Annotated in this window: 15 protein-coding genes; 12 read left to right on the plus strand and 3 right to left on the minus strand. The window is 69.5% G+C overall.

The genetic code is table 11. The features are described from left to right. Positions 1-45: 45 nt before the first annotated feature. A complete protein-coding gene (locus OHT76_RS37965; RefSeq protein ID WP_328875409.1) occupies positions 46-2,106 on the plus strand; it encodes an RICIN domain-containing protein in 2,061 nt (686 codons plus the stop codon). A gap of 24 nt (positions 2,107-2,130) precedes the next feature. Here OHT76_RS37965 and OHT76_RS37970 read toward each other — a convergent pair whose 3' ends face one another. Further along, on the minus strand, positions 2,131-2,481 hold the full coding sequence (locus OHT76_RS37970) for a hypothetical protein (protein WP_328875410.1): 351 nt from the start codon (positions 2,479-2,481) through the stop codon (positions 2,131-2,133). Here OHT76_RS37970 and OHT76_RS37975 point away from each other — a divergent pair. The 4 genes from OHT76_RS37975 to OHT76_RS37990 all read left to right on the plus strand — a co-directional run bounded on the left by OHT76_RS37975 (position 2,378) and on the right by OHT76_RS37990 (position 4,899). After that, entirely contained in the window at positions 2,378-2,872 is a 495-nt protein-coding gene (locus OHT76_RS37975) for a MarR family winged helix-turn-helix transcriptional regulator (RefSeq protein ID WP_328875411.1), read from the plus strand. The two genes, OHT76_RS37970 and OHT76_RS37975, sit on opposite strands and share 104 nt — an antisense overlap. Before the next feature lie 152 nt (positions 2,873-3,024). Next, positions 3,025-3,633: a DsbA family protein gene (locus tag OHT76_RS37980; RefSeq protein WP_328875412.1), complete on the plus strand. Its 609-nt coding sequence runs from the start codon at positions 3,025-3,027 to the stop codon at positions 3,631-3,633. A gap of 46 nt (positions 3,634-3,679) precedes the next feature. Next, the gene (locus OHT76_RS37985; protein ID WP_328875413.1) at positions 3,680-4,486 is read left to right on the plus strand and encodes an MBL fold metallo-hydrolase; all 807 of its coding nucleotides are present in this window, start codon (positions 3,680-3,682) and stop codon (positions 4,484-4,486) included. A gap of 2 nt (positions 4,487-4,488) precedes the next feature. After that, positions 4,489-4,899 (plus strand): nuclear transport factor 2 family protein, encoded by a 411-nt coding sequence (locus OHT76_RS37990; protein WP_328875414.1) that lies wholly within the window; start codon positions 4,489-4,491, stop codon positions 4,897-4,899. 1,076 nt (positions 4,900-5,975) lie between these two features. Here OHT76_RS37990 and OHT76_RS37995 read toward each other — a convergent pair. Further along, the gene (locus OHT76_RS37995) at positions 5,976-6,689 is read right to left on the minus strand and encodes a TetR/AcrR family transcriptional regulator (RefSeq protein ID WP_328875415.1); all 714 of its coding nucleotides are present in this window, start codon (positions 6,687-6,689) and stop codon (positions 5,976-5,978) included. A gap of 100 nt (positions 6,690-6,789) precedes the next feature. On the opposite strand from OHT76_RS37995, the gene OHT76_RS38000 reads away from it, so the two are divergent. From OHT76_RS38000 to OHT76_RS38030, 7 genes are all read left to right on the plus strand, one after another. After that, complete coding sequence (locus tag OHT76_RS38000) at positions 6,790-7,728, plus strand: NADP-dependent oxidoreductase (protein WP_328875416.1); 939 nt, start codon at positions 6,790-6,792, stop codon at positions 7,726-7,728. Between the two features lie 31 nt (positions 7,729-7,759). After that, positions 7,760-8,440, plus strand: coding sequence for an SDR family NAD(P)-dependent oxidoreductase (locus tag OHT76_RS38005; RefSeq protein WP_328875417.1), 681 nt, complete (start codon positions 7,760-7,762; stop codon positions 8,438-8,440). A gap of 77 nt (positions 8,441-8,517) precedes the next feature. Next, a complete protein-coding gene (locus OHT76_RS38010; RefSeq protein ID WP_328875418.1) occupies positions 8,518-8,889 on the plus strand; it encodes a DoxX family protein in 372 nt (123 codons plus the stop codon). Positions 8,890-8,930: 41 nt separating this feature from the next. Continuing rightward, positions 8,931-9,569: an NAD(P)-dependent oxidoreductase gene (locus OHT76_RS38015; protein WP_328875419.1), complete on the plus strand. Its 639-nt coding sequence runs from the start codon at positions 8,931-8,933 to the stop codon at positions 9,567-9,569. Between the two features lie 15 nt (positions 9,570-9,584). After that, the gene (locus tag OHT76_RS38020; RefSeq protein WP_328875420.1) at positions 9,585-10,625 is read left to right on the plus strand and encodes an LLM class flavin-dependent oxidoreductase; all 1,041 of its coding nucleotides are present in this window, start codon (positions 9,585-9,587) and stop codon (positions 10,623-10,625) included. Positions 10,626-10,950: 325 nt separating this feature from the next. Beyond that, complete coding sequence (locus OHT76_RS38025; protein ID WP_328875421.1) at positions 10,951-11,838, plus strand: dioxygenase family protein; 888 nt, start codon at positions 10,951-10,953, stop codon at positions 11,836-11,838. Continuing rightward, positions 11,835-12,269 (plus strand): nuclear transport factor 2 family protein, encoded by a 435-nt coding sequence (locus OHT76_RS38030; protein WP_328875422.1) that lies wholly within the window; start codon positions 11,835-11,837, stop codon positions 12,267-12,269. The genes OHT76_RS38025 and OHT76_RS38030 overlap by 4 nt, the downstream gene beginning before the upstream one ends. A gap of 467 nt (positions 12,270-12,736) precedes the next feature. On the opposite strand, the gene OHT76_RS38035 is transcribed toward OHT76_RS38030, so the two are convergent. Continuing rightward, positions 12,737-13,876 (minus strand): ABC transporter substrate-binding protein, encoded by a 1,140-nt coding sequence (locus tag OHT76_RS38035; protein ID WP_328875423.1) that lies wholly within the window; start codon positions 13,874-13,876, stop codon positions 12,737-12,739. Between the last annotated feature and the right edge of the window lie 12 nt (positions 13,877-13,888).

Below are 13,888 nucleotides of genomic sequence, written 5' to 3' on the forward strand. Positions count from 1 at the left end.
TCCGAGCCGGCGGAAACCGAAACACACCTTCCCCTGGGAGCCGCAATGTCCCCTGCGCAGACAGGCGCCAGACCCGGCGCCGCTCCGCGTTCCCGCCCAACCTCCTTCTTGGCCTTGGCCTTTATCCTGCTCGTCACGGCGATGACCATGGTCCTGCCCGTCGGCCGGGCGGACGCCCTGGCCCGCCCCTCGCAGACGATGTACACCCCGCCGTCGGGCGCGCCCTCGCCCGGGTCGCTTTACCCGCGGGCGATGCGCATGCAGCACAACGGCTCCGCCAATGGCACCATCCTCGCGACGTTCGAGCAGTACACCTCCGGCAGACCGGTCCTCCCGATCTACCGCAGCACCGACAACGGCGACTCCTGGTCGAAGATCTCCGAGGTCGCCGACACGCAGAACGGCTGGGGCATGCGCTGGCAGCCCGAGCTGTTCGAACTGCCCACCGCGGTGGGCGGCTTCCCGGCGGGCACGATCCTGGCCGCCGGCGCTTCGGTCCCCGCCGACCGCTCCGCCATCAAGATCGATGTCTATGCCAGCACCGACCGTGGACAGACCTGGACTTTCGTCAGCAACATCGCCACCGGCGGCCCGGCATACGACCAGAACGGCAACGGCAACACCCCCGTATGGGAGCCCTTCTTCCTCTACGCCAACGGCAAGCTGATCGTCTACTACTCCGATCAGCGCGACCCCGACCACGGACAGAAGCTCGTGCACCAGGTCACCACGGACCTTCGCACCTGGGGTCCGGTCGTGGACGACGTGGCGATGCCCACCTACAGCCAGCGCCCGGGTATGGCCACCGTCGCGAAGCTGCCCAACGGCAACTACATCATGACGTACGAGTACGGCGGCTCCCCCTCGGGCAACTTCGCCGTCTACTACAAGATCTCCTCCGACCCGGAGGCGTTCGACTCCGTCACGGGCATTCCCCTGCGGTCGACGGACGGCGTGGTCCCCACCAGCACCCCGTACGTCACATGGCTGCCCACCGGCGGTCCGAACGGCACGCTTGTCGTCGGCGCCTACAGCACCAGCGACCTGTTCCTCAACACCCAGAACGGCGCCGCGAACACCTGGACGCGCATCAGCTCCAACGTCGCAGGCGGCTACAGCCGCGGCATGCTGCCCCTGCCCGACGGCCACAGCCTGCTCGTGCTCAGTGGCGGCAACGGAGGCAGCAACCTCTCCAACCCCGTCACCTACAGCACCATCGACCTGGGTGGCGGCATCTCGGACGGTGCGACCTACACCGTGTCGAACGCTGGCAGCAACCTCCTGCTGGGCATCGCGGGCGGCTCCACCGCCAACGGCACGAACGCCACCCAGCAGAACGCCGACAACGCCACTGACCAGCAGTGGCGCTTCGTGCAGCAGCCCTCCGGCTACTTCAAGATCCTCAACATCGCCAGCGGCAAGGTCCTCGGCGTGGAGAACCAGTCCACCGCCGACGGAGCCAAGATCCTCCAGTGGGACGACAACAGCACCCTGGACCACGAGTGGGCCGTATCCCCGCACCAGGCCGGCGGGTACAGCATCACCAACCGTGTGACCGGCAAGTACCTGGAGATCCCGAACGCCTCCACCGCGCCCGGCACCGCCGCCGTCCAGTGGAGCGGCACCAGCTGCGCCTGCCAGCGCTGGAACCTCACCCAGACCGCTCTGCCGCCGCTGGGCACCGGACAGTACGTCCTGGTGAACAAGAACAGCGGTAAGTACCTCGACATCCCCCAAGGCTCCACCGCCTCTGGAACGGCCGCGAACCAGTGGCAGAACTCGGCCTGCTTCTGCCAGCTGTTCACCTTCCAGTCCGCCGGCGGTGGAGCCTGGACCATCAGGAACGTCAACAGCAACCTGAACCTGGACATCCGTAACGGCTCCACCACCGCCGGAGCCGCCGTCGTCCAGAACACGCCGTCCGCGGCGAACTCACAGAAGTGGACCCTCACCGACGCGGGCAACGGCTACTACGAACTCAAGAACGTGGGCAGCGGCCTCAATGCCGCCATTGCCCAGTCCTCCACCAGCAACGGCGCGGCAGTCGTGCAGTGGAACGACCTGAACATCGACGACCAACTCTGGAAGATCGTCCGCATCAACTGAGTTGGCCGTCCGAAGAAGGACGTGTCAGGCGGTTGTGCCGGTCACCGAGTTCCCGGACTCGGTGACCTGGTACGTCACCGTGGCGCCGCTCCAGAAGTGGAACGTGAGCGTGATGGCGTCGCCGGTGTAGGCAGTGTCCCCTTGCGTGGCCGGCAGGTCGCCGCGGAACCGGGTGGGGATGGTGTACGAGTCGGTTGCCCCGTGGCTGTGCCGGCCGTCCCCTCCGTGATCGGTACGGTGGTGCCGGGACGACGAGAGGGGCGGCGCGGCCGTGGGTGAGGAAACGGGGATCGGGACGGCGAAGGATGCTGCCGACCATGAGCTGATCCTGGCGTTCGGGCGGTTGCAGGGGGCGGCGAACCGACTGGAGTACATCCTCGGCCGGGCCCTTGAGGTGGAGTGCGGCATCAGCCATCTGGTCTTCGAGGTGCTGCTGATCCTCGGACGGGCGGGCGAGCCCGGGTTGTCCATGCGGGCCATCGCCCAGGAGCAGGTCCTCACGACCGGCGGCGCCACCCGGCTGGTGGATCGCATGGAGACGGCTGGTCTCGTGACGCGCGCGGAGTCCCCCGACGACCGGCGCGGGAGGCTGGTGCGCCTGACCCCGCTGGGCGAGGAGACCGCCGTACGCGCTGCCAGGGTGCACCTGGAGAACATCAAGCGGTACTTCGTGGAGCCCCTCCCGGCGGCGGACCGCGAGCGGTTCGCGGAGGATCTGCGCATCCTCAGCCACACAGCCCGGGACGTACTGCCTCGGCTTCCCTGACCTGCGGACCGACAGCAGCACGGGGCTGATGGTGTTGGCGACACTCGTGTGTCCCAGTTCACACAGGTCGAGAAATATCTGACGAGTCAGCTACTGTTTGGTCAGATGAATCGCTCGCAGTCGGCGGGCGCCCTTCTCTGCCGAGGTCTCCGATGAAGCTCGTCTACGTCTTCGACGCCTATTGCGGCTGGTCGCACGGATTCACCGCGACTCTGCGCGAGATCACCTCGCGCCATCCCGACCTGCCAGTAGAGGTGGTCTCCGGGGGTCTGTTCACCGGGGCGCGCCGGGTGCCGATCCGCGAGTTCGGGTACGTCCAGGGCACGAACGCCAAGATCGCCGAGTCGACTGGTGCCACATTCGGCCAGGCATACGAGGAGTTGATCGCCGACGGCTCGTTCGTGATGGACTCCGAGGCCGCCGCCCGCGGTGTCGCGGCCCTGCGCCAGGTGGCCCCCGACCGCGCGGCGGAGCTGGCCGCGGCCTTGCAGCACGCCTTCTACGTCGACGGCCTGAGCCTGTCGGAGGCTGCCACCTACCGGACGGTCGCCCAGGCGGTCGGGCTCGACGCCGATGCCGTCGTCGCCGCCTTCGAAGCGCCCGAGGCACAGACCGCGGCCCGCGCCGACTTCCGTCGCGCGGCCCAGCTCGGGGTCACCGGTTTCCCCACCCTGCTGGCCGTCGACGGCGATTCCGTCACGCCACTGGCCTACGGTCACGCCACCGCCGACGAGGTCGACGAACGCCTCGCCGCTCACTGAACTTCCCCCGTCCCCACCCCATCCCTTGCGAAAAGGAGCGCCCAGCATGAGCACCCTCGACTTCAAGGTCCTCGACCTGGACTTCCCGGCCGGCAGCAAGAACAAGACCGCCACCCTCGTCACCGGCGAGAACGAGGCGCTGCTGGTCGACGCCGCCTTCACCCGCGCCGACGGCCACCGTCTGGCCGCCGAGATCCTCGACTCGGGCAAGAAGCTGACCACCGTGTTCGTCAGCCACGGCGACCCGGACTTCTACTTCGGCGCCGAAGTGATCGCCGACGCCTTCTCCGACGCGAAGTTCGTCGCCACGCCGATCGTCATCGAGCACATCAAGCACTCCTACGAGGGCAAGCTGAAGGCCTGGGCGGCACTCGGCCCGAACCTGCCCACCCGCCTGGTCGACCTTGAGCCGCTGACCGGCGACCTCACCCTGGAGGGCCACCGCTTCGAGCTCAAGGGTGGCTCCGAGGAGCTGTCCGACCGGCACTACCTGTGGCAGGCCGAGTCCCGCGCCGTCCTCGGCGGTGTCCTGCTCTTCCAGCAGGAGCACGTCTGGGTCGCCGACACCGCCACCCCCGCCTCCCGCGCCGCCTGGATCAAGCTGCTGGACGAGATGGCTGCTCTCGACCCGGAGCTTGTTGTCCCGGGCCACCGCCTGCCCGGCGCCGCGGCCGACGCCTCCGCGATCACCGCCACCCGCGACTACCTGGTCGCCTTCGAGGAGGCGCTCGCCAAAGCCGCCGATGGTGCCGCGCTGACCGAGGCGCTCGTGGCGCGCTACCCGGACAACGGCATGCTGATCGCCGCGCAGATCGGGGCGAAGGTCGCCAAGGGCGAGATGAAGTGGGGCTGACCATGAGCGAGTTCGCCACTTCCACCGCCCCCGCCGACGTCGTACGCCGCCAGTATCTGGCCTCGGCCGCGGGCGACCTGGAGGCCCTGCGCGCCACTCTCGCCCCCGACGTGGAGTGGAAGGAGATGGCCGGCTTCCCCCTCGCCGGCACCTACCGTACGCCCGACGGCATCACCTCCAACGTCATGGAGCAGCTCGGCAAGGAGTGGGACGGCTGGACCGCGCACGACGACACCTATGTCGTCGACGGTGAGAACGTCGTCGTCCTGGCCCGCTACACCGCGACCAACAAAGCCACCGGCAAGCCGATCGACGTCCGCGTGGCCCACCACTTCGTCGTCCGCGGCGGGCTCATCGTGCGGTTCGAGCAGTTCGTCGACACGGCGCTGGTGCGCGAGGCCATGACCGACTGACGCGGGCGTACCACCGCAAGGCACAATCCCGACGCGCAGGACGGCCCGCGGGCGTTTGTCGGCTACGTCCACTGCGCGAGCAGTTCCCCGAGCTGCGCCTGGACATCAAGCGCCCGATCGCCGAAGGGGACCGGTGCCGAACTGACGGCGCGTCACCTCATCACCAGTCAGCTCTTCCACACCGTCGGGGACACGACCGCCCAGGGCACCGTCTCCCTGCTCGGCTACGGCGGACCCACCCCCGTCCGCAAAGGCCCCGCCCTGTATCCGGTCGCGAGACCGCACTCATCGTCGAACTGAACGACCACTACGGGCTCGACAACGGACACTGGAAGATCACCTACCACGCAGCCCACCCGATCCTCGCCCCAGCCACGGACTGATCGCCCCCACGGGCGAAGAGCCGCGACCGCATGGAAGCAGACCTTCGCCCTGCACTTCGGAGAGGTCAATGGCGACCCGTCACCCGGCTGACTCGGGCTGCCCCCGGGAGCCTGACGCGGATCGCGGCGGCACCCAGGCCACGGCCGTCCTCCCGGCAGAGGAGGGAAGGCCGTGGCCCGGGGCGGTACCTCGTGCATCGGCACGGAGTGCCGGTTCCGCCGGCGTCACCGGTTGGCTTCCCGACGCCGACCCTGCGTGTCTGGGCTCGTCGACGCCCCCGGCCGCGCCGTCCGGCAGATCCCGGCCAGTGTTGACCAGGGCAGCACTGCAACGTCGTCGTGTGCGGAGGCGGCAACGACGGTACGTCGACTTCGGGATGGCGCGGCGGGAAGCGCAGACGTGACACGGCCAATGGTCGACTCCAACCGCCCGGGTCTGGGCGCAACGGCGCGGGAAAGCTGGGCGAAGGGTCGTACAGCATGGCCCATGTATGGCTCCAGGAGCGCGAGTTCGCCACCGCCGTCGGAGAGGACTCCGCGCCGGCCCGTGCCCCAGTCGGCGCCCTCCTTGCCGGCAATCGCCATATCGCCAGGCCATGGTCGTCTCCGCACCCGCATCGCCATCGCCTGCGTGCCGGCGGACACGGGACGGTCCCTCGCTGTCGGCAGACTCGGCCACGGCGTGAATGCGTACTACCGGCCAAGGCCGCCGCCCTGGGCGGTGCCCGGGCCGGTTTGTGAGAGGCGGACCATGGCGCGGTAGAGGGCAGTGGGCCTCGGGGCTTCGGGTAGTGGGGGTATAGGTGCGCCGGGAGCGGCGTAGGAGCGGAGCATGTGGCCGACGAGGCGGCGCCAGGTGTCGGGGGCGGAGTCGCCGGTGGCGGTGACGACGCCGGCGTTGGCGATGAGCAGGATGACGACGTCCTGGTGGGTGAAGTCGTCGCGCAGGTGCCCGGTGTTCTTGGCGCGTGTGATGAGTTCGAGCAGCCGGTCGTACGCCTCGGCGCGGCAGGCCTCCAGGGTCTTGGCGGCGGGGAAGGTCATGGTCAGGACGTCGGCGAAGCCGCGGTCGGCAGCTTGCATGGCGCAGACGGCGTGGAGGTAGCCGATGAAGCCGTGCCAGGGGTCGGGGTCGGCGAGCGCCTCGTCGACGGCGTCGACGTAGGCATCCATGCGGTCGGTGAAGACCGCGTTGACGAGTTCCTCCCGCGTGGCGAAGCGGCGGCCGAGCGTGGCCTTGCCGACGCCGGCCTCGCGGGCGACGGAGGCCATGGAGACTCCGAGCCCTTCAGTGGCGTAGAGGCGGCGGGCGGCGGCCAGGATGCGGTCGCGGTTGCGCTCCGCGTCGGCGCGCAGTCCCGTACAGGGCTGCTGGCACGGCGTCTGGTCGGAAGGCGGGGAGGTCATGCGCCCACTCTACCCAAGTGGAACGGGCGGGCCGGTTCTGCTGTACGGTGGGTGGTAGTGAAAGTGGGAAGCCTGTCCCAGTTATTGAAAGGGTGCTGCCATGCGCGCTGTCACGCTCGAATCCGTCCCTTCGACCCCGGCCGTGACCGAGGTGGACACGCCTCGCCCGGAGGCCGGCGAACTGCTGGTCAAGGTGGCCGCCGCCTCGTTGAACGGCATCGACCTTGCCACCGCCGCCGGCTACACGCAGGCGTTTATGGAGCACCGGTTCCCGCTGGTCCTCGGCCAGGACTTCGCGGGCTCCGTCGAGGCGCTCGGCGAGGGCGTGGAGGGCTTCGTGGTCGGCGACGCGGTCTTCGGCGTCGCGCTGAAGCCGTACCTGGGCGCCGGGTCGCTTGCCGAGTACGTCACCGTGCCCGCCGCGCACGGCGTCGCCCGCATCCCCGCGGGCGTGAACGCGGGGGACGCGGGCGCGCTGGGCGTGGCCGGGGCCACTGCCGTGGTGAGCCTGGACGCGGTGGCCCTGTCCGAGGGCGAGACGGTGCTGATCGTCGGGGCCTCCGGCGGGGTGGGTTCACTGGCCGTGCAGCTCGCCGCCGCCCGTGGTGCGAAGGTGATCGCGACCGCCCGCCCCGGCGCGCAGACCGACTTCGTCACCGGCCTGACCGGCGCGGAGGTGCACGTGGTCGACTTCACCGGTGACCTGGAGGGGCAGGTTCGCGCGATCGCCCCGGAGGGGGTGGACGCGGTGCTGCACCTGGCGGGCGACGGCGCCCAGCTGGCCGCTCTGCTGCGGCCGGGCGGACAGCTCGCCTCTACCACCGGCCTGACCCAGGACGACGTCAAGGGTCACGACGTCACCGTCCACACGATCATGGCCAACCCCGACGCCCGGATCCTGACCTCCCTGGCCGAGCAGGTCGCCTCCGGTGCGCTGCGTGTGCCGGTCACGGCCACCTACCCGCTGGAGCAGGCCACGGAGGCCTTCGCCGCCTTCGGCGCCGGGACCCCGGGCAAGATCGCCGTCTCCTGCTCCTGACATTCATCGCTTCACGGAAAGAGATCTGACTGTGCCCACTCTTGCCATCGTCGGCGCCGGCCCCGGTATGGGCCTGGCCATCGCCCGCACCTTCGGCAGCCGCGGCTTCGACGTCGCTTTGATCGCCCGCACCAAGGAGAAGCTGGAAACGCTGGTCGACCAGCTCGGCCAGGAAGGCATCACGGCCGAGGCGTTTCCCGCCGACGTCCTCGACCGCGCCTCACTGACGGACGCCCTGGACGCCGTGAAGGACCGCTTCGGCGGTATCGACGTACTGGAGTACTCGCCGGCGCCGCACTCCCCGGTGCCCGGTCACGCCCTGGCCACTCCTTCGGAGGTCACGGTGGACAATCTGCAGCCGCAGATCGAGTACCTCTTCTACGGCGCCGTCACGGCGGCCCAGGCAGTCCTGCCCGCGATGCGGGAGGCGGGCGCCGGGACCCTTCTGTTCACCACCGGCGGCGGGTCGGTGGATCCCATTCCCATGCTCGGCAACGTCAATGCGGCCGCGGCAGCCCTGCGCAACTGGGTCATCAACCTGGACAAGGAGCTGGCAGGCAGCGGCGTGCACGCCGCGCACGTGGCGATCAGCGTGTGGATCGGCGGGGGCGGCCCGGAGGGCATTCCTACGGCCACGCCCGAGCAGATCGCCCCCCTGTACTGGGACCTGCACGAAGACCGTGATCGCTCCGAGGCCGTCTTCACCGCCTGACCGGTCGGGCCCACCCCGCTCATGGGGAGGGGGCATCCGCTCTCTCCCCATCCCGTCCCCTCTGTCAAGGACCGTACGTGAACGTCTTCTTGTGGATCGTCCAGGCCGTGCTGGCCGCCATGTTCGCCATGGCCGGCGTGATGAAGTCCACGCAGCCCAAGGACAAGCTGGTCGGCCAGCTGCCCTGGACGGCCGACTTCTCCCAGGGCACCGTCCGCTTCATCGGCATCGTGGAGTTCGCCGCCGCCCTCGGGCTGATTCTGCCCGCGGCCACCGACATAGCCCCCGTGCTGACCCCACTGGCCGCGACCGGCCTGGTCGTGGTGATGGTGCTGGCCGCGATCACCCACGCTCGCCGCAAGGAACCCAGCGCCATCGGCTTCAACGCCGTCCTGCTGATCCTGGCCGCCCTGGTGGCCTGGGGACGCTTCGGCCCCTACAGCCTCTGACCCTCCACCCTTTCGATCACCACCGCGAGGAAGCATCCCTGATGCGTGTCACCGTCTTCGGCGCGACCGGCGCCATCGGCCGCCTGGTCGTCCAACAGCTGCTGGACGACGGCCACCAGGTCACCGCCCTGGTCCGTACCCCCGCCAAGCTTGTCCTCACCCACTCCCATCTCACGGTTGTCACCGGGCAGTTGTCCGACCGGGCTGCCGTCGAGCAGGCCGTCACTGGCGCCGACGCGGTGATCAGCGCGCTCGGCCCGTCCCTGAAACGGTCCACGACCGGCACCCAGGTGACCGACGGCACCCGCACCATCGTGCAGGCCATGCAGGCGCAGAAGGTGGCCCGGTTCATCGGCCTGGCCACGCCCTCACTTGCCGATCCGCGGGACAAGCCGCACTGGAAGCACAAGGTGCTGCCCGTCATGGCCAGGCTGATGTTCCCCAACGCGCTGGCCGAGTTGAAGGGCATGACCGCGGCCGTCACCGACTCCGATCTCGACTACACCATCGCCCGTATCAGCAACCCGACGAACAAGCCCGCCACCGGCCGTGTCCGCTCCGGCTTCCTCGGCCACGACAAGGTCGCCTCCGCCATGAGCCGCGCCGACATCGCCGCGTTCCTCATCTCCCAGCTCACCGACACCCGCTACCGACGGGCCCTGCCCGCCATCAGCAACTGAAGCCAGGACCCCGCCATGACCTTCGAACTCGGCGTCTACTCCTTTGCCAACACCCCGCGCCTGCCCGACGGCAGCCGCGGCCCCACCGCCCAGGCCCTGCGCGATGTGCTGGAGGCCATCAAGCTCGCCGACGAGGTGGGTCTGGACTTCTTCGGGGTGGGCGAGCACCACATGCGGGCGATGCCGCTGTCCTCACCCACCTCCGTGGTCAACGCCGCCGCGGCCACAACCAGCCGGATCAAGCTCAGCACCGCGGTGACCGTCCTGTCGACCGATGACCCGATCCGGGTCTTCCAGCAGCTCGCGACCGCCGCGTCCCTGGCACCCGGACGCATCGAGCTGGTCGCCGGACGCGGATCGTCGACGATCACGTTCCCGCTGTTCGACCACAACGAGCACGACTACGACATGCTCTACGCGTCCAAACTCGCCCTGCTGATGGCCGTCAACTCCGGTGAGAACGTCACCTGGCACGGCCCGCACCGCAGGCGGCCACTGGAGAACGTCACCGTCTTCCCCCGCCCCGAGGAGCCGCTGAAGATCTGGCTGGGCACCGGCGGCAGCCCGGATTCGGTCTACCGCGCCGTCGAGCTCGGGTTGCCGATGTTCCTCGGCGTCCTCGGCGGCACTCCCGAGCACTGGGCGCGCTACGGGCACGCCTACCGCGCCGCCTGGGCCGAGGCCGGTCACCCCGCCGAGCGGGCCGACATCGCGGTCTCCGCGCACGGGTTTGTCGCCGACACCGGCGACAAGGCCCGGTCGACTTACCTGGAGTACGAGCACCGCATGATGGCCGAGGGCATGGCCGAACTGGGCCGCCCCGCCCCCTCCCGCGCCTCCCGCGCCGCAAACTACGGCCCCGACGGCATGGTCTTCGTCGGCAGCCCCGACGAGATCGCCGACCGCATCCTCCACCTGCACGGACTCCTCGGCCACACCCGCCAGATCCTGCAGATGGACGTCGGCGGCATGCCACAGCGCGACTTCCTGCGCGGCATCGAACTGCTCGGTACCAAGGTGCTCCCTCAGATCCGGGCCGAGCTGGCGAAACCATGAGCTGGAGCCGTCCCGCCACGGCGGCCTCCACCTGCCGCCCCGGTATCTCCGGCATACGGCCGGCTCGGCGCCCCTGACCACGGAGTGAGGCGTCTGCGGTCCCTGCGGTCTGCCCCAGGGCCGACAGCCGACGACCCCGTCGAAACTTCTCACCACCGAAGTCGCCCCCGTCGTCCGCCGGGAGTTCGCCGCGCCGCCCGAGGCGACCGCGGCGTAAAGACCGTTGCCACCGGCTTGCACACCCGCGCCCCTCCGACTCTCCTCACACCCCGGGCGGCTGATGTCCGCCCTCAGTGATCCCCCCACCACGAAGGAGCAGACAGCAATGACCACGATCACCGACCCGTCCTACGTCAACTCGGCGCTGATCAACCCTCGTGCCTTACGTCTCGTCGAGGCGTTCAAGGACGCCCTGGCCCGCCTCCGCGACGAGGAGGGGCTGACCTTCGACGACATCAACGCCGTCACCGATGTGCTGCAGCAGATGCAGCAGGCCACCGGCGTCCCCCTCGCGCTGGCCGCCATGCCTCTGTACGGCGAGCTCTTCCAGGGCGGCCAGGACGGCTACACCCCCTCCGAGGATGTCAACAGTCCCACCTTCGTCCCCGGCTCCCCGCGTATCGACAACCCCGGCACCCTGCCGATGCGGCCGGACGAGCCCGGCATACCGCTGGTCGTGTCCGGCCGCGTGCTGGACGGCCACGGTCAGCCGCTCACGGGCGCCAAGCTGGACATCTACCACGCGGCCAACAACGGCAACTACTCCGGTCTGTGGGACGACGGACAGCCCAAGTACAACCTGCGCGGGCACCTGTTCACCGACGAGGACGGTCGCTTCACCTTCACCACCATCACCCCCGTCGCCTACGCCGATGCCACCACCATGGCGGTCGACAGGGTCGTCGAGGCCGCCGCCGCCCTCGGCCGCAGCCTCTACCGTCCGGCCCACATCCACTACGAGGTCCACCACCCCGACCTGATCACCCCCTGGCGCGGCGAGACCTACTTCAAGGGAGACCCCGTCATCCCCGTCGACTTCGTCGGCGCGAAGATCGCTCACCCGGCCCTGCAGGGGGACACCAGCTTGCACGAGGACCCCGAGGACATCGCCGGACACGGTTTCCAGGGCCCCTACCGGACCATGGAGTTCGACTTCGTCCTCAAGACCCGCACCAGCCCCGACACCATCACTCCGAAGGCGGGGAAGGCATGACTCCCGAGGACGCCACGGCCTGGTCCCTGGCCCGGCTGAACACGGCCTTCTTCCACCACTACGACCGTCGCGAGTACGACGAGCTGCTCGAACTGCTCGTCCCCGACGCCCGGTACGAGGTCCGTGGACGCAAGCTGCGAGGCCATGCCGAGATCCGAGCCGCGCTCAACACCCGTTCCGGCCCCGAGATGACGGTCCGCCACCTTGTCACCAGCCAGCACGTGCACAGCATCGGGGACGGGACCGCCCAGGGCACCGTCTCCGTGATCGTCTACGCCGGACCCACCCCCGTCGGCGAGGGCCCCGCCCGCTACCCGGCCGCGAATGCCGGACAGCTCTTCGAGATGAACGACCACTACCGGCTCGACAACGGGCACTGGAAGATCACCCAGCGCACAGCCCACCCGATCCTCGCCCCGGCCACCGACTGATCGTGGCCGCCCGCGGGGGTGCTGGTCGCGGGTGGACTGTCCATGGCAACTCTGCTGGGCGCGAGCGGAGCTGCCGGTGCGGTCGGCTCCTTCTCGGCGACCGGTAGCGGACCGATGCCGTAGGCGGCGAACGACGCTGCGGCGGCGACCGCGAGCGCTGTCTGTGGCGGCCGCTACGTCTACGACAGCCAGGGCAGTCTCGTCGGGAACCCGGGCGGCACCTGGTGGACCGCCACCATGTGGATCGAGTGCATCTGACACCGGGTAACCGCCGTCAGGTAGGCGGATGAACCCCTGACACTCCCGCCCCCCCCTCGTGCGAGCGGGAATCATGTGGGAGTCAACGCGACGTCTCCTGTGCGGCCGCACGGGGGCATCCCCACCCGCCGAAGGGCTGGTGGGGATGCGAGGACGTTGTTATACGGCCCGGAATCCTTCGGGCCGACCCGTACGGGGCCTGTCGGGGGTCAGGCGCCGGGGTGCAGACCGGGCCACCCGGGTGTCGGGTCGCCCTTGACCTCGCCGAAGTAGAGGGCGAAGGTCTGCTTCAGCCGCTCGACCTGGGACCGGTCCTCCATGAAGCGCGGGAACCCGTCCACGTTGGCGTTCGGGTACTCCCAGATCGGCTTCAGGCCGGTGGGCGGCGCGATGTCGGTGCGTACCGACCAGCTGTTGGAGGTCTGACGCTCGGTGGACAGCTGCCAGTTGAGGTAGAGCTTGGCCGCTGTGGGGTTGGCGGCCTGCTTCAGGATCGCGATCCGCTGTCCCCATGCCATGAACGGGTGCCCGTCGGTCATCATCCAGCGGTTCGGGGTCGTGATGAGCGGGCTGCCACCCGTGCCGACGCCGATGATCTTCTCCTTGTTGGTGACCGCGGTGCCGGGGGAGAAGGAGCCGCGGGCGAACTGCGGTTGCTGGGCGGCGAAGTCGGCCATCCAGTCCCAGCCGTAGGTCTCCGCGTAGAGGGCGAAGAGGTAGAGCACAGCGTCGTCGTCGTGCGGGTAGGAGGAGGCGATGGCGCCCTTCCAGCGCGGGTCGACCAGGTCCAGCGGCGTCTGCGGCGCGTGGGCCCCAGCCGCCGCCACGTCGTACAGGTAGCTGAAGGCGATGACCATGCCGGCCACCCAGGCACCGTCCGGGTCCCGGAACTTCTTGTGGAGCTTGCTGAAGCCGGCGGGCTTGTAGTGCAGCAGGCGTCCCTGGCGCTTCCAGCGGGTGAAGTCGTGCAGCGTCTGCAACTGCACCACGTCGGGGACCAGGGTGTCGGTCGCGAACTGGTTGTCCACGCGGACGTCGTGGTACTTGCTGTAGTCCACGATGAGGTTGAGGTCGATCTGCGGGAACCGCTGGCGGAAGGCGGTCCGGGCGCCGGCGCCGCTGCCGGAGTTGGCGAGGTCGCCGCCCGCGTAGATCACGAGCTTGCCGCCTTCGGCGATGGCGGCCTGGTACAGCTCGTCGAGGCTTCTGGTCTCCTCGGCGCCGGCGCCGCGTGCGGATGTGGACGGGGCGGCCGCGGCGGGGGTCGCGGTGGTGCCGAGCGAGCCGAGTCCGATTGCGGCGCCCGCTCCGGTGGCAAGGAGGCGCCGTCGACTGGGGAGGTTGGTCACTGGGGTAACCCT

The sequence above is a fragment of the Streptomyces sp. NBC_00287 genome, assembly GCF_036173105.1.
In the GTDB taxonomy this organism is placed as follows: Bacteria; Actinomycetota; Actinomycetes; order Streptomycetales; family Streptomycetaceae; genus Streptomyces.